The 23,433-nt window shown below is 71.2% G+C and carries 29 protein-coding genes; 24 read left to right on the forward strand and 5 right to left on the reverse strand.

Features of this window, described 5'->3' with window-relative positions; all coding sequences use genetic code 11:
* Positions 1–180: 180 nt before the first annotated feature.
* The 8 genes from ACZ6S0_RS50565 (at position 181) to ACZ6S0_RS50600 (ending at position 7,250) form a co-directional block, all read left to right on the forward strand.
* Positions 181–1,068, forward strand: coding sequence for a hypothetical protein (locus ACZ6S0_RS50565; RefSeq protein ID WP_465927908.1), 888 nt, complete (start codon positions 181–183; stop codon positions 1,066–1,068).
* Complete coding sequence (locus ACZ6S0_RS50570) at positions 1,068–1,733, forward strand: hypothetical protein (RefSeq protein WP_465927909.1); 666 nt, start codon at positions 1,068–1,070, stop codon at positions 1,731–1,733. The genes ACZ6S0_RS50565 and ACZ6S0_RS50570 overlap by 1 nt, the downstream gene beginning before the upstream one ends.
* Before the next feature lie 177 nt (positions 1,734–1,910).
* Positions 1,911–2,603: a hypothetical protein gene (locus ACZ6S0_RS50575; protein ID WP_465927910.1), complete on the forward strand. Its 693-nt coding sequence runs from the start codon at positions 1,911–1,913 to the stop codon at positions 2,601–2,603.
* Positions 2,600–2,842 carry a hypothetical protein gene (locus ACZ6S0_RS50580; protein WP_465927912.1) on the forward strand — a complete coding sequence of 81 codons (243 nt, stop codon included), beginning with the start codon at positions 2,600–2,602 and terminating at the stop codon, positions 2,840–2,842. Before ACZ6S0_RS50575 ends, ACZ6S0_RS50580 begins: the two co-directional genes overlap by 4 nt.
* Positions 2,829–3,866, forward strand: coding sequence for a tyrosine-type recombinase/integrase (locus tag ACZ6S0_RS50585; RefSeq protein ID WP_465927914.1), 1,038 nt, complete (start codon positions 2,829–2,831; stop codon positions 3,864–3,866). The genes ACZ6S0_RS50580 and ACZ6S0_RS50585 overlap by 14 nt, the downstream gene beginning before the upstream one ends.
* Before the next feature lie 185 nt (positions 3,867–4,051).
* Positions 4,052–5,590 (forward strand): hypothetical protein, encoded by a 1,539-nt coding sequence (locus ACZ6S0_RS50590; protein ID WP_465927916.1) that lies wholly within the window; start codon positions 4,052–4,054, stop codon positions 5,588–5,590.
* 908 nt (positions 5,591–6,498) lie between these two features.
* Positions 6,499–6,966, forward strand: coding sequence for a hypothetical protein (locus ACZ6S0_RS50595; RefSeq protein ID WP_465927918.1), 468 nt, complete (start codon positions 6,499–6,501; stop codon positions 6,964–6,966).
* A gap of 98 nt (positions 6,967–7,064) precedes the next feature.
* On the forward strand, positions 7,065–7,250 hold the full coding sequence (locus ACZ6S0_RS50600) for a hypothetical protein (RefSeq protein WP_465927920.1): 186 nt from the start codon (positions 7,065–7,067) through the stop codon (positions 7,248–7,250).
* Positions 7,251–7,447: 197 nt separating this feature from the next.
* Here the strand turns inward: ACZ6S0_RS50600 and ACZ6S0_RS50605 are convergent, their stop codons facing one another.
* Positions 7,448–7,684 (reverse strand): hypothetical protein, encoded by a 237-nt coding sequence (locus ACZ6S0_RS50605; RefSeq protein ID WP_465927922.1) that lies wholly within the window; start codon positions 7,682–7,684, stop codon positions 7,448–7,450.
* On the opposite strand from ACZ6S0_RS50605, the gene ACZ6S0_RS50610 reads away from it, so the two are divergent.
* From ACZ6S0_RS50610 to ACZ6S0_RS50625, 4 genes are all read left to right on the forward strand, one after another.
* Positions 7,665–8,042 (forward strand): hypothetical protein, encoded by a 378-nt coding sequence (locus ACZ6S0_RS50610; protein ID WP_465927924.1) that lies wholly within the window; start codon positions 7,665–7,667, stop codon positions 8,040–8,042. The genes ACZ6S0_RS50605 and ACZ6S0_RS50610 overlap by 20 nt on opposite strands.
* Positions 8,043–8,072: 30 nt before the next feature.
* On the forward strand, positions 8,073–8,756 hold the full coding sequence (locus ACZ6S0_RS50615) for a hypothetical protein (protein ID WP_465927926.1): 684 nt from the start codon (positions 8,073–8,075) through the stop codon (positions 8,754–8,756).
* A gap of 64 nt (positions 8,757–8,820) precedes the next feature.
* Positions 8,821–10,557 carry a hypothetical protein gene (locus ACZ6S0_RS50620; RefSeq protein ID WP_465927928.1) on the forward strand — a complete coding sequence of 579 codons (1,737 nt, stop codon included), beginning with the start codon at positions 8,821–8,823 and terminating at the stop codon, positions 10,555–10,557.
* Positions 10,558–10,792: 235 nt separating this feature from the next.
* Positions 10,793–11,062 (forward strand): hypothetical protein, encoded by a 270-nt coding sequence (locus ACZ6S0_RS50625; RefSeq protein WP_465927930.1) that lies wholly within the window; start codon positions 10,793–10,795, stop codon positions 11,060–11,062.
* Here ACZ6S0_RS50625 and ACZ6S0_RS50630 read toward each other — a convergent pair.
* From ACZ6S0_RS50630 to ACZ6S0_RS50640, 3 genes are read right to left on the reverse strand one after another with little or no spacing between them, the layout of a single operon-like run.
* Positions 11,059–11,352, reverse strand: coding sequence for a hypothetical protein (locus ACZ6S0_RS50630; RefSeq protein WP_465927932.1), 294 nt, complete (start codon positions 11,350–11,352; stop codon positions 11,059–11,061). The two genes, ACZ6S0_RS50625 and ACZ6S0_RS50630, sit on opposite strands and share 4 nt — an antisense overlap.
* On the reverse strand, positions 11,345–11,539 hold the full coding sequence (locus ACZ6S0_RS50635) for a hypothetical protein (protein WP_465927934.1): 195 nt from the start codon (positions 11,537–11,539) through the stop codon (positions 11,345–11,347). The genes ACZ6S0_RS50630 and ACZ6S0_RS50635 overlap by 8 nt, the downstream gene beginning before the upstream one ends.
* Before the next feature lie 44 nt (positions 11,540–11,583).
* Positions 11,584–11,820, reverse strand: coding sequence for a hypothetical protein (locus tag ACZ6S0_RS50640; protein ID WP_465927936.1), 237 nt, complete (start codon positions 11,818–11,820; stop codon positions 11,584–11,586).
* 281 nt (positions 11,821–12,101) lie between these two features.
* Here ACZ6S0_RS50640 and ACZ6S0_RS50645 point away from each other — a divergent pair, with 281 nt between their 5' ends.
* The 4 genes from ACZ6S0_RS50645 to ACZ6S0_RS50660 all read left to right on the forward strand — a co-directional run bounded on the left by ACZ6S0_RS50645 (position 12,102) and on the right by ACZ6S0_RS50660 (position 15,722).
* Positions 12,102–12,338 carry a helix-turn-helix transcriptional regulator gene (locus ACZ6S0_RS50645; protein WP_465927938.1) on the forward strand — a complete coding sequence of 79 codons (237 nt, stop codon included), beginning with the start codon at positions 12,102–12,104 and terminating at the stop codon, positions 12,336–12,338.
* A gap of 230 nt (positions 12,339–12,568) precedes the next feature.
* Positions 12,569–13,741 (forward strand): hypothetical protein, encoded by a 1,173-nt coding sequence (locus ACZ6S0_RS50650; protein WP_465927940.1) that lies wholly within the window; start codon positions 12,569–12,571, stop codon positions 13,739–13,741.
* A gap of 197 nt (positions 13,742–13,938) precedes the next feature.
* Positions 13,939–14,682, forward strand: coding sequence for a ParA family protein (locus ACZ6S0_RS50655; protein WP_465927942.1), 744 nt, complete (start codon positions 13,939–13,941; stop codon positions 14,680–14,682).
* A complete protein-coding gene (locus ACZ6S0_RS50660; protein WP_465927944.1) occupies positions 14,679–15,722 on the forward strand; it encodes a ParB/RepB/Spo0J family partition protein in 1,044 nt (347 codons plus the stop codon). Before ACZ6S0_RS50655 ends, ACZ6S0_RS50660 begins: the two co-directional genes overlap by 4 nt.
* A 110-nt stretch (positions 15,723–15,832) precedes the next feature.
* On the opposite strand, the gene ACZ6S0_RS50665 is transcribed toward ACZ6S0_RS50660, so the two are convergent.
* Complete coding sequence (locus ACZ6S0_RS50665) at positions 15,833–16,813, reverse strand: GntR family transcriptional regulator (protein WP_465927946.1); 981 nt, start codon at positions 16,811–16,813, stop codon at positions 15,833–15,835.
* Positions 16,814–17,045: 232 nt separating this feature from the next.
* On the opposite strand from ACZ6S0_RS50665, the gene ACZ6S0_RS50670 reads away from it, so the two are divergent.
* From ACZ6S0_RS50670 to ACZ6S0_RS50705, 8 genes are read left to right on the forward strand one after another with little or no spacing between them, the layout of a single operon-like run.
* Positions 17,046–17,258 carry a BldC family transcriptional regulator gene (locus ACZ6S0_RS50670; protein ID WP_465928004.1) on the forward strand — a complete coding sequence of 71 codons (213 nt, stop codon included), beginning with the start codon at positions 17,046–17,048 and terminating at the stop codon, positions 17,256–17,258.
* On the forward strand, positions 17,258–18,439 hold the full coding sequence (locus ACZ6S0_RS50675; RefSeq protein WP_465927948.1) for a hypothetical protein: 1,182 nt from the start codon (positions 17,258–17,260) through the stop codon (positions 18,437–18,439). The genes ACZ6S0_RS50670 and ACZ6S0_RS50675 overlap by 1 nt, the downstream gene beginning before the upstream one ends.
* Positions 18,439–19,836 (forward strand): DUF2637 domain-containing protein, encoded by a 1,398-nt coding sequence (locus ACZ6S0_RS50680; RefSeq protein ID WP_465927950.1) that lies wholly within the window; start codon positions 18,439–18,441, stop codon positions 19,834–19,836. Before ACZ6S0_RS50675 ends, ACZ6S0_RS50680 begins: the two co-directional genes overlap by 1 nt.
* Positions 19,833–20,549 carry an SsgA family sporulation/cell division regulator gene (locus ACZ6S0_RS50685; RefSeq protein WP_465927952.1) on the forward strand — a complete coding sequence of 239 codons (717 nt, stop codon included), beginning with the start codon at positions 19,833–19,835 and terminating at the stop codon, positions 20,547–20,549. The genes ACZ6S0_RS50680 and ACZ6S0_RS50685 overlap by 4 nt, the downstream gene beginning before the upstream one ends.
* Positions 20,546–20,797, forward strand: coding sequence for a hypothetical protein (locus ACZ6S0_RS50690; RefSeq protein WP_465927954.1), 252 nt, complete (start codon positions 20,546–20,548; stop codon positions 20,795–20,797). Before ACZ6S0_RS50685 ends, ACZ6S0_RS50690 begins: the two co-directional genes overlap by 4 nt.
* On the forward strand, positions 20,797–21,216 hold the full coding sequence (locus ACZ6S0_RS50695) for an ATP-binding protein (RefSeq protein ID WP_465927956.1): 420 nt from the start codon (positions 20,797–20,799) through the stop codon (positions 21,214–21,216). The genes ACZ6S0_RS50690 and ACZ6S0_RS50695 overlap by 1 nt, the downstream gene beginning before the upstream one ends.
* Positions 21,213–21,467 (forward strand): hypothetical protein, encoded by a 255-nt coding sequence (locus tag ACZ6S0_RS50700; protein ID WP_465927958.1) that lies wholly within the window; start codon positions 21,213–21,215, stop codon positions 21,465–21,467. The genes ACZ6S0_RS50695 and ACZ6S0_RS50700 overlap by 4 nt, the downstream gene beginning before the upstream one ends.
* Entirely contained in the window at positions 21,467–23,332 is a 1,866-nt protein-coding gene (locus ACZ6S0_RS50705) for a hypothetical protein (protein WP_465927960.1), read from the forward strand. Before ACZ6S0_RS50700 ends, ACZ6S0_RS50705 begins: the two co-directional genes overlap by 1 nt.
* Positions 23,333–23,433: the final 101 nt, after the last annotated feature.

Raw genomic sequence — 23,433 nt, forward strand, 5'->3', positions numbered from 1 at the left:
TGCTACGGCTCGGTGAACCCGCCTCGCCCGTTCCCGCACCGGTCGCCGCTCTGCTGCTGGAGCACATAGCGAACCGCGACAACATGAACACCGCCTCCTCTTCAAGGGGCGTGACTGTCAGTCTTTAGCTGACATTCTTGTTTGTCAGTTATACGCTGACGACGAGAAGGGGAGGTGTCCATGGAGGACAAGACCGAGCCGACGTACGAGGACGCCCCGTACACCGAACAGTCCCTCGCCCAGCTGGCCCTGGCCGCCACCGCGCAAGACCTGGCCGACTTCCTGATCGGCTTCGTGGCGGTCTGGTCGGACTACAACCCGCGTCCGGTCGAGGACGCGGCCAGGTTCGTCAGGCGGGCCCAGGAGCTGCTGGACCGGGCGGTAATTGTGGAGAAGGTCGGCGGCGCCTCGTGGGAGGACATCGGGGACACCCTGGAGATCACCCGGCAGTCCGCCCACGCCAAGTTCCGCCAGGCCGTCGAGGAGTGGGAGGAGGCGGTCAAGCGCCCGATCGTCACCGATGAGATCCACGGGATCAGCGGCGGGCTGGAGACGCGCACCTACAACCGGATGCCGGCGGGGACCTCCACACCGGACGAGACGGCCGCCTACCTGGACACGTGGGCGCTCGCGCACGCCCAGGCCGACGGCCGCGACGTCGGCGAGCGCCCGGTGTCCGGCGGGCTGGCCCGGATGACGCCCCTGGTCGAGATGATGAGCTTGTCGAGCGGCCCGCTGTTCGACGAGTTCGTCTCTCCGCCCCCGCACCTCCTGGCAGAGATCAGCGAGCGGGAAGCCGTCCTGTGGGAGCGTCTCGCAGCGGGCCCGCGCCCCTCGCGGGACGCCAAGAAGCACGCCGCCGCCGCGCGCCAGAAGGCCGCCACCTACCGGGCCCAGGACGCCCACGCCAAGTCGATCGCCGAGACCCAGACCCCGGCCCAGCACGCCGCCGAGCACGAGCGGCGCTGGCCCAAGAAGATCTACGGTCCGTACCGGGTGTTCCCCGACCTGGCCACCGCACGCGACTGGTGCGCCCACTGCAGCGTCTGGATTGGAGGCACTTCCTGATGGCATCGCCCGGTGAGTACCCCGAAGAGAAACCGCTGCCGCTGGCGATGCGGCGCGAGGATGGCGCCGAGCCGTGGCCCGGCTATCACGACGATCTGGAGATGCAGTTCGCGCTGTTCGACTCCATCGTTGGCGAGCATGGCCGATCGATCGGTTCCGCGGGGGACCTGGCCGATCTCCTGGCCGCCCTGCCCCGCGACACTAGCGTCCACCTCGACCCGGTCGTGTGGGCGGCCGGGCCCGCGCCGTGGGGCGTGAGCACGATGATCGCCCGCCGGATCATGCTGACCGAACGTCACCACGAGCCCGGCGGCCCCGCCTACCCCGATGGGTGGGAAGGCTTCGTTCCCGGGATTGAACTCCAGACCGTCTACCTGCCCGAAGGCATCCCCCACAACCACGTACCCCCGGCCAAGGAGACGCAGCCGGCCTCCGTCTACGACCGCACCGAGGACGCCCTCGACCACTGTCGGCTGGCCGACGGGCTGCGCGGCATCGCTGGCCAACTCAACCGGATCGCCGAACGGATCGAAACCGACGTCCTCGCCTTCGTCCCTGAGGACCACTCAGCCCACGAGGATCTGACCGTAGAGATCAAGCTCATGCTCACTCAGGCCAAGAGCCTCCTCGCCCTTGCCGACCCCGTGGAGGAAGCCGCCTCTTAAGGGCCGTCCCGAAACGAACCGTTCGATGGACGGTGGCCGTGTCACGTCCCCTCGACGACCCCCTCGCGCACCAGGATGACGGCCGCGCTGCTGACTTCCGGGAATGGTGATTCCCGGAAGCTGATCAAGGTTAGAGTGAGGGACACCAAGCAATCCCCCAGCCCCCGAGGAGGGCCTGTGGCCAGGTACGCGCACGAGCGCTACGACATCCCCGCCGACACCTACGTCCCCGCCGGCGCCGGCCGCGAGACGGGCGGCCCCGGCGGCCCCGGCGGCCCCGCGGTCACGTTCCCGTTCGACAACGCCGCCGAGTACGCCGCCGCGCGCAGCCTCGCCGCCGCGCGCCAGCAGATCGCCCACGAGGCCACGTACCTGGACACGTGGGAGGAACTGACCGACGAAGATCGGGAGGCGGCGGCGGTGGACGCGCTGCACTGGCTCCGCGCCGGCCGCCGCATCGGCATCTTCGTGGAGCGGCGGAGCATCGACGAGTACGTCGGCGCCTACGCCCGGCAGATCACCGACGCGCTCGCCGCCGAGGACATCGTCGCCGACCAGCACGAGTGGCTCAGCTCGGAGGCGGACGACGGCCCCGGCATGTACTGGATGTTCGACCCGCAGACCCCGCCCACCGACGACTCGTGGACCGAGGGCGTCACCATCGTCTGGGACTGGCGCCAGGGGTGGATCGACAACGCCGGCGGCACGCTGCCGCTGACCAGCCTCGCCGCCGTGGTGGACGTCGTGGCGGCGATCAGGGCGCACATCACCGCCCGGCCCAAGGTGACGAGCACGGACGGGCCGCAGTGGCACAACGCCGCCCCGCTGGAGGGACTGCTCGCCGAGCTGGCGAAAGAGGTCGACGCGTGATCGAGGGGGAGGGAGAACGGGCTGAGGCCGTGATCGTCTCGCTGCTCGGCTCGGCGGAAGGTACCGAGGTCCGGGCGATCATGCGCGCGGCGGTGCGCGCCGGCCTGATGTGGCAATGCGTGTGCCAGCAGGCCAACTACCCCAGCCACAAGTGGTGCGGCACGTGCGGGGAGATCCGGAAGCACGGGGAGACCCAGCCGAAGAAGAGGGAGAACCGGGCCAGGCATGACCGAGCTTGACCGCCTCGACGACGGCCAGGAGCACGCGCTCCCGGCCGTCGTCGACGTGCGCCCGGCCGACAACAACCCCTTCCTCGTGTACATCGGCGGCCTGGACTCGGCGGAGTCGCGGCGCACGATGGCCGGCTGCCTCGCCGAGATCGCGCGCATGCTCGGGGCCGACGACCCGGTCGCCGTGCCCTGGGAAGCGCTGCGCTTCCAGCACGTCGCCAGGCTCCGCACGCTGCTGGCCGAGCGCACCACCCTGCGGGACGGGGAGCCGGTGCCCTGGGCGCCGTCGACCATCAACAAGCACCTGTCCGCCGTCCGCGGCGTGACCAAGACCGCATGGCGGCTCGGGCTCATGACCGCCGACGACCTCCAGCGCGTCCAGGACATCAAGGGCGTGAAGGGCACGCGCGTCCCGGCCGGACGCAACATCGCCGCCGCCGAGCTGGCCGCGATGCTCACGGCGTGCCTGGCCGACGACACGCTGATCGGCATCAGGAACGCGGCCGTCCTCGCCGTCCTCGCCTCGACCGGCGCCCGCCGCGCCGAGCTGGCCGGCGCGCGGCGCGAGCACTACAACCCCGGCGAGCGGTCGCTGCGCATCGTCGGCAAGGGCAACAAGGAGCGCGAGGTCTACCTCACCGAGGAGACCGCGGTCTACCTGGGCGCGTGGCTGGCCCGCGCGGCCTGGCGCATGGGGCCGCTGTTCGCGCCGATCGACCGCTGGGGCAACGTGGCCAGGCGGCACCTGACGACCAAGGCCATCGCCGACGCGGTCAACACCGCGCGAGACGCCGCCGGGCTGCCCAGGCTCACCGCGCACGACTTCCGCCGCACGTTCATCGGCGACCTGCTCGACTCCGGCGCCGACCTGGCCACCGCCCAGGCCCTCGTGGGACACGCGAGCCCGACGACAACCGCCCGATACGACCGCCGCCCCGCCGCGACCCGGCGGGCCGCCGTGGCGCGGCTCCACATCCCCCGACCCGAGGACCTGGAGGCGCCCAAGGCCGCCGACGTCGCCGAGACCGAGTGACGGCCGGGAACGCGCGGGGAAACGTCACGGGGTCACGGCAAATTTGCCGTGACCCCGTGACGGTAAGCCGGGAGAGGTGGCAGCATGGGATCGTAACGCGGGGCAGCGGAAATGCCTCCGTCACGCCACGGTGTGACGGAACGCAAACCCGCCGACCGTCACAGCCCTCCGGAGGAGAAGCGACGATGACGACAGACCGCCAGCACGCCGACGGCGCGCGCCGGTGCGCCTCCCCGTTCTGCCGCAAGGCGCTACCCGCCGACGCCACTCCCCGCCGCCGCTACTGCTCGGGCGCCTGCCGCCAGGCCACCTGGCGCATCGACAACCCGGCCGCCGTCCCATCGCCCGCCCGGCCGAGCCCGGCCGAACTGGAGGAGCTGGAGAACGCCGTACGCCGGCGCGCCGGCCACCTGGCCGTCCACGCCCAGCACATCGCCGACCCCCAAGCCGGTACCGGCAAGCAGGCGGTCGCGCTGCGCGTCCTGCCCGGCCTGGTGGACGGACTGCTGGCCGCGCACGTCGCCGCCCGCCGCGCGGCCGGAGACACCTGGGAGCACATCGGCCAGGTCCTGGAGATGCACCCCGACACCGTCCGGCGCCGCTTCGGCCAGCAGCATGCCGACACCGACCATGCCAGCGACCACAGCGACCGCGGCCGCCAGGAGCACCGGCACGAGGACCTGGACGACCAGCCCGCCCGCGTGCTGCGCGCCGTTCCCGAGTTCGGCGAGGACCTCGCGCTGCCGATCGACAACGAGCTCCCTGCCGCCAGCACCGCGGCGGCGGCCGACGACCGCCAGGCCCTCACCGGCAAGCCCGGCGAAGGCCTCGCCGAGCAGGACGCAGCGGACGCGCCGGCCGCCCCCAGCACGGCTCCGGCCGCGCCGATACCGGAGCTGTACCTGGCGCGCCTTCACGGCGAGGACTACCTCCTGCTGGCCGACGGGACCCGGGTGGGCTGGCTGCGCGCCACCCCCGGCGGCTGGCAGGTCCACGACGGCGACGGGCAGCTCGTCACCACCGTGCAGGCCGACGACGGAATCGGGCTCGGGCTGGCGGCCGCCGCGCTCGCGGCGGCCGCGCTGGGCATCCCGGGTGCCGGTCAGGCGGCGGTGACGGTCGGCCCGCTGACCGACGAGCGCGGCAGAGCCATGGACACCACGACGGCGGCGCTGGCGTCCTGGAGCCTGCTCAAAGGCCGCGTGCCCGGCCGCGTCGACGTGATCGTGCGCAGCCGCTGCGTCGGCTGGCTCCAGCGCGACGATCGCGGCCGTGACGTCGCCTGCACGATCGACGGCCCGGTACCCGGGTCGGCCAGCACCAGCCGCGTGCACGCCGTGACCGCGCTACTGGCCGCGCTCCTCACTCCCGCTCCCCTGCCCGACCTCGGCCCCGAGGCCCGCACCCCGCGCAGGCCGCGCGCCCGCTCGCCGCGGGAGCGGCCGATCAGCCCGTTCACCCCGGAGCAACTGGCCGCCGCCGCGCTCGCCGACAACCTGCCCCGCCTGCCCGACGGCTCCTACCGCGTGCACATCCACGACGGCCTGGACGACACCGAGCTGGGCCGCGTCTACCGCACCGGCAGCCGCTGGCAGGCCCTCACCCCGGACGGGCGCACGGTCGTACGCCGCGCCGCCACCCGTACCGAGGCCGTCGACCACCTGCTGGCTACTCCCGGCCCGCTCTTCGGCGACCCCGGCGACACCGTCCTTCACGACCTATAACCAATCGCGCAAGCATCGGTCGCTACTGACCTGGTTTTGTTCGTGGGAATTGACCGCACTTGCTTGTGAATTTTGACCGCACTTGGCGGCCGGAAGCATGATCGATGTTCGCGAGAAGTGACCGCACTTTGGCGGCTTGCGGCTCTGCGGGCGGGGGTGTCCCTATGGGATTCGTCAAGCGACGATCTGCAAGCGCTGGTGCCGGTAATCGTCAGACGTCGCTCTCCACCCCGGGCAGCCGCCAGAGAGTTCCCGGCCCTCTTGGCTCGTGAGGGGGCGGGGGCTCTCTGGCGCTCCGGGTGCGTGCCCGGCTCGGGCAGACGAACCTCGAAGATCAACCGACATAGACAGCCAAGATCCCATGGACCTCAACATCGAATGATCTTGAAAAGTGAAAGGAGCAAAGATGGTAGATCGGGGGCCCTGATCTCAAGTAGCGATCACGCAGGAACCTTCAAGGTCACAAACTGCAAGATCAAACTGAGTGCTAAGGTATCGTCGCTTCGCGCCGATACGTCCGGGACGGAACTCGGTGAATCCCCTGGCCGCAGCGCCCCCGCCTGATGCCCTCGGTGGGGCGGTGGGTGGCCTCGATGCGGGGAAGAACGGGTACACGTTCGCCCCGGAGCAAGTTAGTGCAAAACTCGGAGTTCACGATTCGCCCGGGACGAAAGCCCGGTGCGGACGACGCGCCCCGAGGCCCCCCGGTCGGCAGGCCATCCGCCATCCCCGTGCAGCGCGCCTGCGCCCCCGAATCTCATGATCATGTCCATGCTCTTGAGGAGCAAGTTAGAGGTTTAGTCGGACTTTCCGTTCCGTCCGGGACGGAAAAGGGCGTAGCGCAAGATAGTGGAAAAGACAGTCTTAACCTTCCGTCCGGGATCAAACACGGACTACTGGTAGATGTCATGACCGACATCCACGAGGTCGACAGCATCGAATTCCGGGACCGGCTGCAGGGCCGCACGTGCGCGTGGTGCGCCACCTACATCACCTACTCCGGGCGCGGCCGGCCGCCGAGCTACTGCAGCAAGTCATGCCGTAACCGGGCCTGGGAAGTGCGCACCGCCGAGCGCCGCCTGCAGCGCGACATCGCCGCGGCGGCCGTGCGCGCTGAGCCGGTACGCGAGGTGCACACCGAGACCATCACCCGCACCCGCACGCGCGTGCAAACCCGCCTGGAGCGGCGGTCGCCGAGCACCGCCCACGACTGGGTCAAGCACCTGGCCGCGCTCACCGACCAGCTGCGCAAGGACGGCACGCTCGCCCCCAGGTTCTGGGATCACCACAAGCTTTATGCGGCCCTGGTCGACGCCGTCGTCGTGCTCGGCGAGGCCCATCCCGGAGGCCTCGACGAACTCCGGCGCCGACGCTGAACCCGGGGAACGGCCGCGTTGTACGACGACGCATCTTTGACGTGCTGGTGGTTCCGCCTTGTCGCGATGCCGAACACCGGCCGGGTAGGCCGAAGGGCATGAGCAAGCACACTCCGTGGGACAAAGAGGCCGCTGCGAGAGTGCAATCCAAGGCCGCCAAAGACCCCGACAGTCCCAGCGCGCGTGACGGCCTGGACCGCGAAGCCCAGTCGCAGGCCGACAAGAACGAGCACCAGGACGACGAAGACGACGAAGACGACGAAGACGACGAAGACGACGACTGAACCGGGCTTGGCACCCATTGGTGCCAAGGCGGGGCCGATCGAGCTGCTGAACGCCAGGTGACCATCGGGCCTCAAAGGGTTAGGTTCGTCTCTGTGACCCCAGCACCCCGCGGCCATCACGATGATGAGGAGATCCCGGCCCGGCACCTGGAAGTCGTGGCCGTGATCGTCGGGGCGGTTTTCCTGGGGGTCGTGGTCTACGCCCTGCGGCCGTGGGAGTCAGGAGAACCCGCCCCGAGCCCGTCTGCGGCGGCAGTGACCAGTGCGCCGCCGTCGCAGTCCCCGCCCGCTTCTGCCCCGCCGACGTCGGCGACGTCGCCGGGCGCGTCGACCGCGGCCGGCGTCTCGCCGTCGACGGCGGACAGCATCTCTCCCCCACCATCGTCGACGTCGGCGCCGTCGCCGGCGCGGCCGGTGGTGCGGTGGCGGGGCACGATCACCGTCAACGGCCTGTACGCGCACACCGATCTGGACAAGGTCCCGGCGCGGATCGCCCGCGACGAGCCGGACGCCGACATCGTCGGGGACTGGCTGAAGACCTCGATCAAAGCGGCGTCGGCCGGGGTGCGGGTGGCCCTGCTGCCGAGCGGGACGAAGCCGGGAATGCGGGCCTGCCAGGACGCGGCCGCCGCGGGCGCCGACCAGATCGAGCAAGTGCGCGACGGTGATGTGCTGTGCGCCATCACCACGCAGGGCCGCACGGCGCAGCTGCGGGTGCTGCAGGCCACGCAGCTCAGCACCCGGCCGACCGTGCGGCTCGCGGTCACGGTGTGGGATCCGCCGACGTCGTAGGAGCGTGGCAGAGAAGGGGTGAGGGGCGCCGTGACAGACGTGGTGCCAGCCGCAGTCGCCGCCGCAGTCGCCGCCGCGGTGGTGGACGCGGCAGCGGATGAGGCGGCGGGCGCAGTGGCGGGTGAGGTGGCGGTGCTGGGCATCGACCCGGGCCGGCGGTGGACGGCCGGGGTGCTGCGCCGCGGGGCCGAGGCGGTGCACGGCTGGACGATCGGCCCGGTCGACGCGAGCGGCCGGCCGTCGGCGGCGGCCGCCGACAACGTGCACGACCTGACGGCGTGGGCGCGCTACATGGCCCGGCTGATCGACGTCGTGGAGGCCACCCTGCAGCGGTACCGCGACGCCGGCGGCGGCCCCGTACGGCTGGCGTGCGAGGTGGTGCTGCCGCCGGGCGGGCGGATCGCCCTGGCCGACTGGCTCATCCCCCGCCAGATCGTGGCCGGCCTGCTGGCCTACGACCCGGCCCTGCTGCTGGTGCGCCCGGACGGGCACGGCAAACGCCACTACGACCGCGACGGCGCGGGCCGGCTGGTGCGGGCCCGGCCGGTCAACGCGAACTACCCGCCCGCGTTCTGGCCCGCCAAAGGCAGCCGGGGCGGCCGCCCTGCCGGGTGGGGGCCGTGCGAGGCCCGCCGCGGCGAACGTGACCACGAACGGGCCGCCTACGACATCGCCGGTGCCGCGCTCGCCCAGATGCGGCACTCGGCACCGTGAAGAACACCACCGACAACAACACCGAGAACGGCACCGTAAGGGGCGGCGCGGTGAGGACGGCGTGGTGAAGACGACGGCCGAGCTGGCGGCCTGGGCCGAGCGTAACCCCTGGGCCCGCGAGGCCGGCCACGCGGTCCGGGACGCCGCCCACGTGGCCTGGCTGGTCGCCGTCGTCGCCGCGGTCATGGTGTGGATCGCCCGGGGCATGCCCTCGCCGTGGAGCGCCGCCGCCCTGGCCGCCGTGGCTCCGCTCGGGGCGGCGGCGGGCGCCTGGCGCGCCGCCCGCCGCTCGAGCGGCGCCGAGACCGAGCGGCGGGCGGCCGCGGCGATGGCGTTCCGCCGCTGGCTGACGGCGTACGCGGTACTCGCCGCGCTCATCCCGGCCGTCTGGGCCGGCGCGCTGGTGCCGGTCCTGCTGGCCGTGGTCGCGCTGGTCTGGCTGGCGGTCGTCACCATCCCGGTGCGGGGGCGGCGTCGGCTGCTGGCCCGGCTGCGGATCGGCGCGGCCGCCGTCGCCGGTACCGAGGAGGTCCAGGTGGGCCGGGCGCTGTGGGGGCGCGACGGGCGCACCCTGCGCCAGGTGTTGGTGGCCTACCCGGCCGGCTGGGCCGCGCACAAGAGCACCAAACGCGACGAGCTGGTCGAACGCATGATGTGGGAGCTGTGCGGGCCGCCACCGGCCACCCCGGCCCAGGCCCGCCGCCGCCCGGACTACCTGACCACCTGGGATCACATCCGCACCCGGCTGGAGATCGAGCGGGTGCCGTCCCTGCCGCGCCTGCTGCCCGCCCGCGACTGGCCGCGCCCGGCCAGCGCGCTGGTGCTCGGCCAGACCACCCCGGAGCTGGCCGACCTCATCGACGACGGCCGCCCGCTGGCGCTGTATCAGCCCGCCGCGCACGCCCTCATCGTGGGCGCCACCCAGCACGGCAAAAGCTCGGGGGTGCGGGCCTGGGCCGTCGACGGCCTGACCCACCAGGCGTTCCCCGGCGGCATGTGGGGCATCGACGGCAAAGGCTCCGGCTCGCTGGCCCCGCTGACCGGCCGCGCCGGCGTGCACGCGATCGCGCACAGCCCCGACGAATGGCGCGAGGTGATCACCGGCGCGGTGGCGCCGGAGGTGGCCCGCCGCTACGGGCAGATGCTCGCCTGGCGCTCCGGCCAGGCCACCGCCCGCCCGCACCACCCGCGCGCCCTGCTCATCCTGGACGAGATCCAGCAGGTGCTGCTGGCCTGCCCGGACCTGGCCGACCCGCTCAACACCCTCGCCCGCCAGGCCCTCGAAGCTGGCGTCATCATGTGGGTGCTCACCCAGCGGCCCGACGCCAAGGACGCCGTGCCCGGCGCCCTGCGCGACCAGCTGGTCGACCGCATCACCTTCGGCCCGCTGTCGAGCGCGGGCGCGAAGATGGCCTTCGACATCGGCGAGGACTGGCACCGCGCCCTCGGCGTCGCCCCGATCCAAGGCCGCGCCCTGACATGGCTCAGCGGATCCTGGAGGCCCCTGCAGGCGCCCTGGCTGCCGTTCCCGGCCGATGATCCCGACTCCGAGCCGCTGTATCCGCCACGGGCCCCTCAGCGTCCCGCACCCCGCCCCGCACGGCGCGACGCTCCGCCGCCCGACGATCCGCCGTCCGATGACCCGCCACCGGCCGGGCCGGCCCCCGCGCCCCGTCCCAGCGACCCCGGCGACGACTCCAGCAACGGCCCCAGGGACGGCGGGGAAGCGTCGGCGGCCGGTGCGGTCTACGACCCGAACAACCCCTACGCCAGCCGTCGCCGGCGCCGCCGGACCACATGACGAGAGATCACCAGAAGTGACTGATTTGGCGTGATCATGGCCAGGGAGTCGACACGCTGGTCTACGCCGGAGTCCCAAAGGGACTCCGGCGATCTTACCACGCGATTCGCTCACCGCCTGCTGGGCTTCCGCCCGCTCTCATGCTCGCTGTCCGTGTCCCCATCCCGCCCTGTACCCCCCCGCCCCTCCCCCGGTTCCCGGGCCTTCGGGGTTGTCTCGGGGGATGATGGCGCGCATGGGCGATGTGTGGGGATGGGTCTCAGCCGCCGCGGTGGCCGGCGTGATGGTGCTCGGGTTGCCGGTCCTATTGCGCGGCGGCCGCCGCGGCACGCGACGGGTCGAACGCCGCGCCGCCCGCGTCGGCGGCCGCGGCTATCGGGTGCGTGTCGGCCCGAGCCTGCCCGCGCTGGTGGGTCTGGGCCTGGCCCGCCGCTTTGACGGCCTGGTCCTGGCCGTCGCCGCCATCGCGGTCGTGGTCCTGGTGGTGGTCAACGCCCGTGGCTAACCGCGTTGGATCCCGAGCGCGCCGGCGACGCCTTCGGCGATCATCGTGATGATGCCGGGGAAGTAGAAGATCAGCGCCACGACCACGGCCAGCAGAATGAACTGGATGAACCGCGTGATCTCCTTGGTGAACAGGAAGAACAGCGCCACGAGGCTGATGACAACCAGCAGCAGCGGCCCGAACAGATCCCGCAGCCAGTCCGCCAGGCCGGCGGTGTCCGGGGCCCCACCCGCCGGGGGCGTCGGAGTGACGGCCAGCACGGTCGTCACCAGGTGAGCCAGGTCATGCATCGTCGGTTGCCCTCCTGCTGCGCGTCACGAGGACGAGCTCGGTAATCGCCAGAATGCTCGCCCCCAGGCCGAATGCCACGGCCGCCGTGCCGCGCACGACGGTGCCCGCGCCGGCGACGAGCGAAATGATCAGGACCAGCGCCCCCGCCACCACCAGCAGCAGTCCTGCAGTCTTGCCGTGCGCCATCAGGCTTCCTCTCATCGCCGGAAAGTCAGGCCGGGGCCGGAGGGTCATGCGGGCACACGCCCGCTCGTCAGGCGGCCGGTCTCCTCCGCCCACTCCAGGACATCGGCGAGCCACCACCAGTCCCGGCCGGAGACCTTGCCCTCGGCCGCGGGGAACTTGGCGACCTTCACCCACTCGGCCGACCGGCGCCGCCAGGCGATCACGGTGTTCTCCGACACGCCGAGATGAGCGGCGATGCCGTCGATGCCGACGGGGATCCACGGATGCGTCGGTCGTGACATGGCATCAGCGTATTGATCATCAAGGCGCATGGCTAGCACGTATGCCCAGATGCATTGGGCGCGTGGGCAGAGCAGGCGCACTGCCAAGCCATGCAGCCAGCAACCGGCCGCCGCGAGAGCCAGACGGCAGGGTGTCGGACGCAATCAGACATGTGTTCCCTATCGGACGCCTTTGCGCAGGTCGCGACCACCTTTCAGTGATCATCTTCGGGTAAGCTGATGGGGTTGACGGTGTTGGATTAAACCCATGCGAAGGAAGTGAACTTCGTCCGATGCCCGCCATGGTCGTACCTGCCGGCCCTCTCCCCGACGACGCCACCATGCCGCCGAAAGAACTGATGCAACTGGTCGGCGTGCGCGCCCGCGCCACGTTGTGGCACTGGGACCGCAAGGGCATCGGGCCGACGAAGTACGTCGTCAACGCGCGCACGGTCCGCTACAGCCGCTCAGAGGTGCGGGCCTGGCTGCTGGACGGCGCCAAACGGGTGCCGCGTGGCGGTGATGCCGCCTTGGCCTGACGCGTTCTGGGCCGTGCACGCAGAAGGCCGCCCCGGGCAAGGGGGCGGCCATCGCGTCAGGCCCGTATGAGGGGACCTCGATCGTCACGCTGCTGCCAAGTGTTCTCGCACGCCTCAGCAGCGCCCACAACCTGAGGGGATCTTAGCAAAATGGCCGTAGGCCAGCCTGTTTTCTGCCGTCATGCCCGCACTCGCCGTATCGCGCGGCCCGGCGGGAAGGCGGGCTCCTGATGGACACGCTCGCCGGTTCGATCGACGACACGCCGATGCCCGCCTGGGCCGCCGACCACCTGACCACCAGGCAGCAGACCCTCTCGCCGGTCATGCGCTGGGTCACGCTGATCTACCAGCGCGCCGGCTGGGAGCCGTCGCACGTCACCGTCGCCCAGCGGCTGTGTCTGTCGGTGCTCCTCAAGGCCAAGGGCCAGCCCCTGCTGGACTGGCACAGCGAGGGCCAGCTCGCCGGCGACCTGAACCTGTCGCGCACCACCGTCAACTCGGTGCTGCAGGACCTGGAACGCGAGGGCTGGCTCCGGCAGCGGGTGCGGCCCGGCGCCTCCGGCCGCAAGGAACGCTGGCCGACCTGGCCGCCCGCTGACTGCCTGACCCCGGCCGACGGCCCCGAGCTGTGCGCGGCCCCGACCAAGGCCGGGATGCTGTGCACCCGCCGGGCCGGATGGGGCACGCCCACCCCCGGGGCCGGCCCGTGCAAGCTCCACCAGGACCAGGACCAGGACGTGCTGGCGGAACGGGAGCACCCCGCTGGTCACGACCACGGCCAGGCGGCCGATGTCCAACCGTTGGACACCGCCGAGGAGAGGGCGGCCTGTTCAACGGTTGAACAGGCCGGTGTTCAACCGTTGAACAGGATGTTGTCCAACGGTTGCGCAGGGACCTGTTCAACCGTTGGACACAAGTGTGAAAGGGAAGGGGGAAGAGAGTGTTCTCCGTCAGTGAGCGCCGCGCCCGCGCCGCCCGGGGCCGGGCCGCAAGTGCCCCGCCCGCGCGCCGCGACCGATGAACACGACAACGATCAGGCGGCCAGCTCGGAGGCGACCGGCACCGCAGACGCGGCGCCCGCGCCCCTCGCGCACGCCGTCCAGGTCCTGCGCCGCCTCTACCCCTGCGCCCAGGCCGACGCCGAAGCGATGGTCAGCCTCATCACCAAGGACAAGACGATCACCAACTGGGAGCGCTACCTGGCTTCCTGGACCCCCGACAGCTGGGCCCACTGGCACGCGCGCGTCCGGTCCACGCCGCTGCCGCCTCCGGCCCGCGACCGCATCGCCTTCCAGCCACCTCGTGAGCCGGATGACGCCGTGAACGTGCTCCCCGTCGACGAAGCCCTCGCCCGCCTGCGGGACAAGATGGGCTGGAAGCGCCCCGAGCCCACGCCGACGTAGCAGGCCCGGCGCACCGCTCCCGTCGTGTGCGCCGCCCCACAAGGCCCGGCGACGCGTCCACGGAGCTGTCCAAGCTCGGTGCCCGCCGTCGTCGTCGTGGTGAGCTGACGACCAAATGATCATCTGACAGAGTGGCTCCACGTCCGAAGTACCAGCCCACAGGGCTGGGAAGCACACGGAAGAAGGAGAGCCATCCCATGGCGAAGGTCCACGCCGTCGTCAACCAGAAGGGCGGCGTCGGGAAATCCACGAACGCCGTCCAACTCGCAGCGGTGAACGCCGACACCGCCGGAGAAGAAGACTCCACCGTCGTCCTCTCGCTTGACCCCCAGGGCTCCGCAGTCTGGTGGGCGGACCGAGTGGTCAGTGTCTACGAGGAACTGCTCACGACCGACCCCGACAAGGCCGCCGGCCGGGCGCTGCCGTTCCACTTCGTGCAGGGCTACGAGAACCTGGACGAGCTACGAGACCTGCCGAACCTGCCCGGCATCAAGCACATCTGGGTAGACACTCCTGGCTGGATGCCGACCGACAATCTCAACGCCCAGGACCCCTTCGACGACTCGGCGTTCGCCGACGCACTGCGGGCCATCCTGGAGATCGCGGACGACGTGCTCGTCCCCATTGAGGCTGAACCGCTGGCGTTCGATCCGACGTACAACACCATCGAGCACGTCGTGAAGAAGCGAGGGCTGCCGTACATGGTGGTCGTCAACAACTGGGATCCCCGTGATGGAACTCGTTCCCGAGACGAGACCATCGGGTTCGTGGACAACCACGGCTGGCCTCGCGCCAAGACGGTGATCCGCCACTACCGCGTCCACACGGACGCTTCGGCGAACGGTCTGGTCGTCACCACATACCCCAAGAACAGGGTGTCGCTGGAGGCCCGCCAGGACTTCTACAAGCTGGCTCTGGAGTTCGAGAGGCTGCCGCGGTGAGCGTTGCAGCCTCAGGCCGCCGCACCAGCCTCTCATCGCTCAGGGTTGGCAATCTTCATGAGCCCCGCTGGCCGGACAAAGTCAAGTTCGCCGACATGGCCGACAACCCCGACAACCCCCGAGACGCGCTCCGCGATCTGGAAGGGCTGGCCGCCACCATCAAGGAGAGCGGCATCCTCCAGGACCTCGTTCTCGTCCCGCGCGAAAACTGGCTCGAGGCTCACCCCGAACACGACAAGCCCATCCAGGACGGCGGGATCGGCGACAAGCCATTCGTCATCCTCATCGGCCACCGACGCCGCCACGCAGGCGAACTGGCAGGGCTGAACGAGGCGCCCGTCAAGGTCCGGGAGGACGCGGCCGTGGCGTCGCGGCGGACCGCGCTGATCGAGAATGTGCAGCGCGACGATCTGTCGCCGTTGGAGGAAGCACACGCGATCCGCGACCTCATGGCGGAGGACGGCTTGTCTCAGGGGAAAGCAGCAGCTCTCTTGGGCAAGTCGGGGGCGTGGGTGTCGTTTCGGCTGGCACTACTTGGCCTGCAGCCGGAGCTCCAGCAGGCACTCATCAAGGGTGATCTCAAACTGGAGGACGCACGCAGGCTCGGCAGGCTGTCACACGACCAGCAGATCTGGCCAGAGCCAGAGCCGGACCCAGGCATGCTGTCCCCGGCCATAGCGCCCATCACTGAGCCGCTCTCTCAGCCTGGACCAGCACCGGTCTTGGGTACGTCGGCCCCGGGCCCCAAGCCTGAGCGGTCGGCTCCCGCATCGTCTGACGGTGGGAGAACGACTCCCCCTTCGCCCGCCCAGCCGCAGCCCGTGAACCCGGAGCCGCTGACCGCGCCCGGCCGCGGGGAGCCTTTCCAAGAGGTCAGCCTGAACGAGGCACTGCGGCTGGAAGGGGCCGCCAACGTGGTCAGCGATCAGCGAGCACTCCGTCAGATGGCTCACCGCCATCCCGCGAAAGCTCGCGCGATCCTGAAGATCCTTGAGGACGCAGCCGCCATCTTGAGGAAGGGACTGAGCGACGATAAGTAGGCTGTCTACAGGTCTTAACGCCGTTAACGGGCGGCCCTCGGAACCTCACAGCTATTTGTAGGACACCTACAGGCCTTAACGCCGTTAACGACGTAGGGCGCCCTGGGCCGTCAGCTTCGGGCAGGGACCAGCGGCAGCCCGTCATACACAAGTTCGGTTCGCGCTGGGTCGATCACCATGCGGAGGAACTCCAGAGCCTGGCCAGCGTCGTCGCGGGTCACACGGTCAACCGTCAGAACGAAGGCGCCAGGGGAGAGGGCAAGCTCAGCCGCCTCTTCCGAGGCGGCTGGGCGGGTTCCGATCTTCTCATCAGCTCTGGTCGGTTGCATGCCCACGGCGCGCATCGCGCCGTATACACCGCCCGTGACCTTGTCCGCCCCGGCGAGTGGGGTCCCTTCCACAAGCTGGGCCGGGTAGTAGGCGGTGTGGAGTTGAACGGTCGCCCGGTCGATGGTGGCGTGACGGCTTCGGCGTACCACCTCCTCGCCGGGGCTGATCCCCAGCGCTTCGGCGACTTCGGCATCGGCGGGCTCGCGGTCGACCTCGACCGTAATCATGCCGCCGGCGACCCCGGCTCGCTGACAGGCCGTCTCCCACGGGCCCAACTGTCCCCCGGGCTCCAAGACGGCTGCGTAACGGCTCAAAGCAACCCGAACGGGACGCCAGTCGAGGACGAAGACGCCCTGACCGGGCACCCCGCGAATGAGGCGTTCTGCCTCCAGAATGCCAAGGGCGGTGTTCATGGTTGTGCGCGAGACCTGGTAGCGCTCGAGTAGCTCCATGTGGGTCGGCAGGCTCGACCCGGGCAGGTACTCGCCTGCCTTGATCGCGCGGCGCAAATCCGCCGCGATCTCGCGGTACCGGACAGCCATCATGAGCGACACCACCCTTCTGTGCGCATCCCGTCCCGGACAGATTGCGATCCTTGTGACTTCCGAGACTAATACCGGTCTTGCGATCCCTTGACAGCGCCTCGTGTCCGTTTCATTATCGTACTTGTGGATCACAATACCGGTATTGCTCGAAGCGTAGGCGCTGCTGCCCTCGCTGAACAGACGATCGGTCTCGGCATTGACCTGCCGCGAGGGCACCGCATCTGCCCCTATTGCGACGTGACGTGGGCTGCCTATGGCGCTTTGACGTGCTGGATTTGCCAGCGTCCAGGTCTTTCTGCGACCGACTACGACCGCGAGCGCACACGAAAGAGGGTGATCACGAGCCCCTGACAAAAGCGTGTGGCCCCAGCGATTCCAGCGCCGGGGCCACCTGGATCGCTTCATGTTCCCCACCTTGCGAAGCAGGAGAAAACGACCCGTGAACAACATCATTGCGCAGGTAACGGCCGACGAACAACTGCTCACGCCGGTTGAGGTGGCGCGGATGTTCCGCGTCGACCCCAAGACCGTGAGCCGTTGGGCGAAGGCCGGCAAGCTGCGTTCCGTTCGCACCCCCGGTGGCTTCCACCGGTTCCGTCCGTCCGAGGTCCTGGCCCTGTTGGGCTCCGAGTTCGGAGCGGCAAAGGCGGTGTGCGCCTGATGACCTCGACCGCTACCCCCACCACCGCTCCGCCTATCTCCCTGGACCCCGTGCGCTACCCGGTGTTGGCTGAGCTGGCTGCTCGGCAGCCTCTGGCCGACGTCGTGGTGACCATCAAGCTGGAAAAGCCCAGCTTCCACGGTCAGACGGAGTTCCGTCTGCGCCCGGGTGTGGTCGACGCCGACGCCGTCGAGCTGTTCGGGTTCGCTCAGTGCCACCGCCTGGCCGCCGCGATGCATGAGCGGACCGGTTGGCCGTTCGCGCTGGTTCAGCAGCTTGTTGACGGCGTCTGGAAGTGGGCGCACGTCGGCGTGTTCACCTCGGCCGGACGGATGCTCGACATTCACGGCCCGCGCGAGGTGGCCGAGGTCGAGCGGCAGATGAGCGACACCTACGGTCCCCCGGCCCGGGTGCGTTCACTCGACACGCTCGCCGACCTGCGCGACGCCATCGCCCCCACCAACGGGCTGGCGAACTGGAAGAACGACATCGACGGCGCGGCCGGGGTCGAGATCGTCATGCTCCTGGCCGACACGCTGATCGCCAAGGCGAACGCGGAGAGCCAGGCAGAGAGCCGACCGGTCACCAGGTCCGCTGGCCACGAGGCCCGTGCCCTGCTGGCTGACGCGGCGAACAAGGACCGCTTCTACGACAACTCCTCCACGTACAACGAGCGGCGTCGCCAGGCGTTGCGCAAGGGCGACGACGCCGCGACCGCGTTGTACGCGGCGCAGGCCGCGACCGGGCACGCGGTGCTGGCCGTGGCCGGCGAGCTCGCCGAGCTGCGCGGCCAGGTCCACGAGCTGCGCGCGGTGCGTGAGGACCTGGCCGACATCGCCGACGCGGTGCGTGGCCTGGCCAGCGCCCTGACGTCCGGCGTCGAGCAGAGCGCCGGCGTCGCCGACCAGATGGCGGAGCTGACCGCCGTCGTCGACCGGGGCTTGATCGACGTGGCCCGCGAGGTCGCCGACGTCGCGGCCGCCGTCAACGAGCACCGCGGCCGTCGCCGGTCGTGGCGCAACCTGTTCCGGCGCCGGCCTGCTGATCAGGCACCGGTCGACGCCGGTGTCGTCTCCGACCGTGAGGGCCCCACGTGGGACCCCACACACCCTCCCACGTGTGACCCCCACACCACCCCTCTGACCAGCGAAAACGGTAGCGACCGGGGGGTGTGTTCCTGATGACCACCTACTGGGACACCAAGGCCGCCCGGGCGGTGGCGTCCGCCGACGCCGAGACACGCCTGGCGGAGGCGGAGGCGACGCGCGCCGAGACCATGCTGCGCGTCGAGGCGCAGCGGATGGAGCTGCAGGCGCGCCAGGCTGAGCAGGCCGCACAGGCGCGTGCCGAGCGTCAGGAGCGCAAGGCCCAGGCCCAGCGGGCCCACAACGCCGAGATGGCCAGGCTGTGGCAGAAACGCCGGGCCTGGCTGGGCAAGGCAGCCCAGGCGAGTGTTCGTGCGGTCGCTGGGCGGGTGCCGCTGCTGGTCGGCGCGATCGCCATGGGCGCGCCGATCGCGATCGCGTGGGACGGCCAGCTGGAGTTCGGCACGCAGGTCATGCAGCTGGGCGGGCTGGCGTTCACTGTGCCGGTGGCGCTGGAGGGCAGCGCCTGGTACCTGGCGTGGCTGACGCACAAGGCGCTGGAGGCGGAGAAGCCGACCGGGCGCCTGCGGGCGTGGACGTGGCTGCTGGCGCTGACCGCCGCGGCGATGAACGTCTGGCACGGGGCCGTCGGCGAGGCGTTCGGCTCGGACGGGCTGCAGGTCGGCATCGTGCGCGGCCTGGCCTCCCTGCTGGGGGTCGGGCTGTGGGAGCTGACCGTGATGGCCCGCCGGCAGCGCAAGAGCGGTCGGTCGCTGGCCGAGCTGCGGACGGCGCTGTGGCGGCGGGTGCGCTACCCGCGGCTGTCGTGGCAGGCCGCCAGCATCGCCGCCGCTCGTGGCCCGGCATGCTCGCCGGATCAGGCGTGGGAGTCCGCGTGGATCGACCGGTACGGCGTGGGCCCGGACGCCAGCCGCCGCGATCGCCGGCTGTCTCGCCGGATCCTGGGCCGTCAGGCCAAGGCCGATCGCCGGGCGGTCAAGAAGGGTGAGCTGTCGATGGTCGGCGGGCTGGTGATCGGTCGGCCGATCCCGATCGTGCCGGTCAATCGACCCACGCATGCCCTGGTCGCGCCTGCCTCGATCGCGCCGACGCCCGCCGTGTCGATCGACTCGATCGAGACGGGTGCGTGGATCGAGTCGATCGAGACTGTCCGGATCGATCCTCGGGAGCGTCGATCGATCGAGCCGCCGAAGGGTCGATCGATCGAGGGGGCAGAGTCGACCGGGTCGATCGATCGGACGCGTAAGCCTGCCGTCGATCGTCCCCGGCGTCGATCGATCGAGCCGCCGCGTGAGGCCGATCCCGCGCCGCGTCGATCGATCGATGAGCACCGGGAGATCTTGCGCGGGCTGATCGGCCAGGGCGAGATCGGCAGGCAGCCGAGCGCGGAGGAGATCCGCAGGACGCTGCGATGCGCGCCCGGGACCGCCGCGACGCTTCGAGACGAGCTGGCCGAGGGGGCGCCGGTATGAAGCCGATCGTGACCGAGCACCTGACCCTGTTCCCGGCCGGCCGGCCCGACGATCGGTACCTGGGGACGCTGTTCTACGACGCGGCTGACCCGTACGCGGTGTCGCTGGCCTACGTCGACCACGGCAGCGAGCTGGCCGCGGGCGCCACGTTCTCCCGCACGCTCCTGATCGACTACCTCGACTCGGCGCGGTGGATCGGGCCGGACCGGGTCGTGTTCGGCCCGCACACCGAGCCCGGCCACACCGTCATCACGATCGCGCCCGACGACCCCCAGGCCGGCGGCGGCGAGGCGGTCCTGTACTGCTCGACCAAGGTGCTGGAACAGTTCGTCAACGCCACGCTGCGCGAGGTGCCGCTGGGTGACGAGGACGACTTGATCGACTGGCACGCCGAGCTGGCGATGCTGCTGCCCGATCGGCAGCGCACGATCGCCGTGCGCCAGGCCGGCGGCATGTTCGGCCGGTGGGGCACGGGTGTGCTGACCGCCCACTGGAGCCGGGCCGACACCATCGTCGTGCAGGTGCCCGACGCGGCCGGTCTCCTGGTCACCTGGCTGGCGAGCGGGGTGAGCCTGGCCTGCCAGGCGGTCGTGGCCCGCCACGCCGGCGAGAGCTGGTTCCGGCTGGATGTGCCCGAGAACGACTGTGACGTGCTGGTGCGCTGCGCCGACGTGCACGCCTTCCTGGCCGGGGTGGGAGGTGCGGCGGCATGAGCACCACCACCGTTTCCGCTGTTCAGGGGCTGTCCCACAACGAGCTGGTGATGCTGGCGGCCGCCTACAGCGAGCTGCTGGCCGCATCCAGGGCGAGCGTGGCGGCCGCCGTGCTCGGCGAGCCGGATCCGCTGGTCTACGTGCGCGAGCACCTGGCCGAGCACGGCCAGGTGCCGCCCGCGGGGGCGCGGCCGGTGGTGCTGCTGGCGCAGGCGGCCGTCCCGTCGACGCACCGGGGGGCGGCGTGATGGCGGCCACGATCAGCGTGCCGACGGCGTGTGCCCGCTCGTTCGACGGCACGGCGGCCTCCATCGGCCAGGCTCGCGCCTGGGCGCGTGAGGTGCTGCCCGCCGGGTGCGGCCGCGTCGACGACGTCGTCCTGGTCGTCAGCGAGCTGACGACCAACGCCATCCTGCACTCCGTGTCCGGCGCGCCGGGCGGCCGGTACGCGCTGCAGCTGGAGGTGGACCCGAACGCCCATTCGGTGGGGGTGACCTGCATCGACATGGGGCCCGTCCTGGTGAGGGCGGCTCGGGGCGAGGGCGAGGGCGGGCACGGCCTGGCCCTGGTCAAGGCGCTGGCCGACAGCTACGAGGTGCGCGCGGAGCCGACCTGCCGCACGGTGTGCTGCTGGCTGGACTGGCCGTCGGCGGAGGTGCCCCGATGAGCCGGGCCAAGCGACACCGTGCCGAGTCGGTGACGGGCCACCTGGTGGCCATCGCCGTTTTGTCGGCCGCGGCCTGGTGGGGGCTGACCTTCACCCCGCTTCCCGAGCCGATGGTGGCGTGGCTGTCCGGCCTGGTGGCCGGGCTGTCGGCGCTGCCCGCGATCAACACGGCCCGCCACCGGTTGGCGGCCGCCGTCTCTCCCCCACCGACCCCCAAGCCCCGGCCCCGCCGGACGGGAGGTGAGCACTGATGACGCACGAGGACCCGATGGTCGAGCCGGTTGAGCCGGTCGAGAGCTTCGAGGAGACCCGCCCGGCGCCGCAGCCGGTCGAGGAGCTGCCGGTCGACGACGTCGACCAGGAGGCCGAGCACGAGGAGCACGAGGAGGAGGTTGAGGAGGACCCGGAGGGGATCCCGGCCGGTCACCTGGCCGTCGGTGGCGCGACCGGCGCCACGGTGGTGCTGGGGCTGCTCTACCAGCTCACCGGCCTGGCCGGGCTGGTCGCCGGTGGTGTGCTGGCCGGTGGCGGCGCTGTGGCCTACATCCGCCACCGGCGTGGCCAGGGCCGGGCGCAGTCCGGCACCGGCTGGACGACGGGGTCGAACTCCAAGAGCGGCAAGTCGGCTTCCGGCGGCCTGTTCGGCGGCCGGAAGCCGTTCGGCAAGTCCGCTGGTAGTGCGCTGTTCAGCACCGGCTCCAGCAGGTCAGGCCGCGCGGGTGCGCCTCGTGCGGGGCGCACAGGCCGCCCGGCCGCGGGCGCGCCTGCGGCTGCTGGGCACGCCTCCCCCTCCCGTTCTGCCCGTCCGGGCCGGGCTGGTCGACGGGGCGCCGGCGGGCACGGCAGTGGTCACAGCGGTGGGCACGGCAGCGGCCGGCAGGCCGCGGGCAAGCGCCCGACGGCGATGGGCACAGTCCGTCGTCAGGTCGTCGGCGCAGGCCAGGCCACTCGCACAGCCACCCGCACGGTGGCCCGCAAGACTGCTGCCGGCGCCAAGACGGTGACCCGAGGTGCCCGCCGCGCCGCCACCTGGGTCAACCGCAAGACCGGCGGCCGGGCCGGTCGGGCCGCCCGCGCTGCTGCCCGGGCCGCCGTGATGGGTGCTCGCAAGGCGGCGGTGTGGGCTGACCGCAAGACCGGCCGTCGTGTGTCGGCCGCCTATCGGGCCGCCACGGTCGGCGGCCGGGAGGGCAGCTTCCGCGCTCGCCGGCGTCGCGCCGCGGCCATCCTGGGCTGGCATGGGCCGGTGACCGGCCCGATCCTGGCTCTGGTCGCGGTGCTGGCCGAGGCCTGGCGCCGCCGCAAGGCACGCAAAGCCGAGGCCGCCGAGGCTGAGACCGGCAGCCAGGCCGAAACGGCCGCTGAGACGCCGGAGACGACGTCGGCTGGCGACGGCGACCCGGCCCTGAAGGCGAGCGCCGAGTGCCCGCGCTGCGGAGCCAGGAACACCGCCATCATCCCCAGCGACAAAGACGACGTCTGGGTCACCTGCCCCTGCGGCCATCGGATCCGGTTCTTCCGCGCGCCGATTGAAGACCCGCCCGACGACTGGGACCGCGACGGCCAGGCCGTCACCGGCAGCGCCAAGTGCTCCAGTTGCGGCACCTGGCACACCACCACGATCCCGCCCGGCCAGGACGGCCGGACGGTCCGGTGCGCGTGCGGCACCGAACTGCGCTTCTTCCGCAAGCAACCAGAGGAGACCCAGGCCATGGCGACCGGTCAGGACCGGCGCCGTCACCCCCACACCGCATCCAGCACCTACACGAGGAGGACCCGCATGAGTGCGAACCCGCTTGCCGCCGCGGCTGCCGAGCTGAACGCCGCCGCGGCCGCGCACGCCCCGATCGACATGTTCCAGGTGGCCCGGGAGCTGGACCAGCTTCCGGAGGTGCCGGCGAACGTCGGCATGGCGTTGCGCACCTACACCGTCCGCCTGCAGGGCGAGTACCCGATCCACGAGTCCGTGGTCGAGGCGCTGGGCCAGCTGTACATGGCGCACGCCCAGCTCGTCTCGCAGGCCGAGGAGATCGGCGCCCTGTTCCGGCAGGTCCACGCCGAGGACCTCAAGCGTGAGGAGGCCCCGCGCACCAACGAACAGGCATGGAACGTCTGACCCCGCCCGGGTGGGGTTGCGTACGGCATCCCGGCCCTGACCGGCCGGGATGCCGGGCGGAACCGACCCGAGCGTGTGGAACCGATCTGGATTTTTCTGCT

The sequence above is a fragment of the Nonomuraea sp. NPDC051298 genome (assembly GCF_055586305.1).

Coding starts and splice junctions, on each gene's coding strand:
- ACZ6S0_RS50565 (WP_465927908.1), top strand. CDS start 181: ATGGAGGACAAGACCGAGCCGACGTACGAGGACGCCCCGTACACCGAA.
- ACZ6S0_RS50570 (WP_465927909.1), top strand. CDS start 1,068: ATGGCATCGCCCGGTGAGTACCCCGAAGAGAAACCGCTGCCGCTGGCG.
- ACZ6S0_RS50585 (WP_465927914.1), top strand. CDS start 2,829: ATGACCGAGCTTGACCGCCTCGACGACGGCCAGGAGCACGCGCTCCCG.
- ACZ6S0_RS50590 (WP_465927916.1), top strand. CDS start 4,052: ATGACGACAGACCGCCAGCACGCCGACGGCGCGCGCCGGTGCGCCTCC.
- ACZ6S0_RS50595 (WP_465927918.1), top strand. CDS start 6,499: ATGACCGACATCCACGAGGTCGACAGCATCGAATTCCGGGACCGGCTG.
- ACZ6S0_RS50600 (WP_465927920.1), top strand. CDS start 7,065: ATGAGCAAGCACACTCCGTGGGACAAAGAGGCCGCTGCGAGAGTGCAA.
- ACZ6S0_RS50625 (WP_465927930.1), top strand. CDS start 10,793: ATGGGCGATGTGTGGGGATGGGTCTCAGCCGCCGCGGTGGCCGGCGTG.
- ACZ6S0_RS50630 (WP_465927932.1), bottom strand. CDS start 11,352: ATGCATGACCTGGCTCACCTGGTGACGACCGTGCTGGCCGTCACTCCG.
- ACZ6S0_RS50635 (WP_465927934.1), bottom strand. CDS start 11,539: ATGGCGCACGGCAAGACTGCAGGACTGCTGCTGGTGGTGGCGGGGGCG.
- ACZ6S0_RS50640 (WP_465927936.1), bottom strand. CDS start 11,820: ATGTCACGACCGACGCATCCGTGGATCCCCGTCGGCATCGACGGCATC.
- ACZ6S0_RS50645 (WP_465927938.1), top strand. CDS start 12,102: ATGGTCGTACCTGCCGGCCCTCTCCCCGACGACGCCACCATGCCGCCG.
- ACZ6S0_RS50650 (WP_465927940.1), top strand. CDS start 12,569: ATGGACACGCTCGCCGGTTCGATCGACGACACGCCGATGCCCGCCTGG.
- ACZ6S0_RS50655 (WP_465927942.1), top strand. CDS start 13,939: ATGGCGAAGGTCCACGCCGTCGTCAACCAGAAGGGCGGCGTCGGGAAA.
- ACZ6S0_RS50675 (WP_465927948.1), top strand. CDS start 17,258: ATGACCTCGACCGCTACCCCCACCACCGCTCCGCCTATCTCCCTGGAC.
- ACZ6S0_RS50680 (WP_465927950.1), top strand. CDS start 18,439: ATGACCACCTACTGGGACACCAAGGCCGCCCGGGCGGTGGCGTCCGCC.
- ACZ6S0_RS50685 (WP_465927952.1), top strand. CDS start 19,833: ATGAAGCCGATCGTGACCGAGCACCTGACCCTGTTCCCGGCCGGCCGG.
- ACZ6S0_RS50690 (WP_465927954.1), top strand. CDS start 20,546: ATGAGCACCACCACCGTTTCCGCTGTTCAGGGGCTGTCCCACAACGAG.
- ACZ6S0_RS50695 (WP_465927956.1), top strand. CDS start 20,797: ATGGCGGCCACGATCAGCGTGCCGACGGCGTGTGCCCGCTCGTTCGAC.
- ACZ6S0_RS50700 (WP_465927958.1), top strand. CDS start 21,213: ATGAGCCGGGCCAAGCGACACCGTGCCGAGTCGGTGACGGGCCACCTG.
- ACZ6S0_RS50705 (WP_465927960.1), top strand. CDS start 21,467: ATGACGCACGAGGACCCGATGGTCGAGCCGGTTGAGCCGGTCGAGAGC.